Origin of the sequence: uncultured Campylobacter sp. (assembly GCF_938017705.1) — a bacterium.
In the GTDB taxonomy this organism is placed as follows: domain Bacteria; phylum Campylobacterota; class Campylobacteria; order Campylobacterales; family Campylobacteraceae; genus Campylobacter_B.
In genome coordinates, this window is record NZ_CALIIS010000201.1 from 1 (window position 1) to 1,217 (window position 1,217).

At 42.1% G+C, this 1,217-nt stretch carries 1 protein-coding gene; it reads right to left on the bottom strand.

Annotation, left to right across the window (positions count from 1 at the left end; all coding sequences use genetic code 11):
- Positions 1-1,217, bottom strand: a 1,217-nt coding sequence (locus Q0605_RS09135) for a hypothetical protein (RefSeq protein WP_298706394.1), incomplete at both ends; no start/stop codon positions are given.

The window sequence follows — 1,217 nt, forward strand, 5'->3', positions numbered from 1 at the left end:
AGCATCTGAATAGTAATTAAGGGCGATACTAAGAGGTATAGGCATACCGTAGCCCGCATCACCGGCGGAAGCGGCCTCATTCCAGTCTCTTCTTCCACCGGTTATAGTGGTACTTAGAGTTCTTACGTTATATTTATAGCATCTACTATCATATCCCGTAGCGCCTAGACACTCGTTAGAATTGCTAGCAAAAAACTGCGTACCGCCAGGAATATTGTAGATAACATTAGCCCTATCGGGATACGGTACATAATTTGTATCTCCGCCAGTTCTCCTAGCGGTAGCTGTGGAGCAACGTCCGTCGGCATTATTGTTAGCACAATCAAATCCGAAATTTAGCGCAAAATCAAGATCGCTTGAAAATCCGCACACGGCTTGAGGAGTGCCGCCAACATCTTGTTTATACCCGTCATAAAGCGTAGCGATGACATCTTTATAGACCTTGTCGGATAGATATGCTACGGCATTGACCTTAAGCTTGGCTAGCTGACTTATCTGATGCGTCACCGCTAAATTTTGTGTAGAATTATCACTGCCATATATTACTACATCTTTCTCAATATCCGGAGCGTTGAAATATGTATACGCAGATATTCCACCCGAGATATTATTATCACCTACGCCGATTGTCACACCGTTATCTAGGCTTGTGAGAGATATTCTGATACGATCCGGTCGGTAGCGCAATACAATATTATCATTTATCGCTTTATCTTTGTTGGCAGCAATTCTCATGCCTACGTCGCAGCCTACCATACCTTTAGCATTAGGAGTATTGCTAGATGAATTGATGATACATTTAGCGCTCTTCCACTTCTTAGAGTATGTCTGATCGGAATAAGCATCCGTCCACGAGTTATCATAGATATTTACCAGCACATCGCCGACATTATAATAATTAAAAATTTTATCGGCATCTTTACCTATGGTTTCGGTATAGATAACGGCATAGCTTTTATCTTTTGCCTCAGGATTTTTTCTAGACTGGGTCATAAGATATGCGCCTTGAACATGACCTTTACTATCAAATTTTGCAACGCCCTCCGTCTCTTCGATATTTCTAGCGTTAAAATTCTTATCCTCCCCCGCTTTACCTATATCTATGTTATTTCCGTTAAGACCGCCGGCACCAAGATACTTCTGCAGCTCATCCGCATCAAAGTCTCCATTTATGCTCTCGTTAGTCTTAACAAGCTTTTGGATATAAAGCTCCCGCT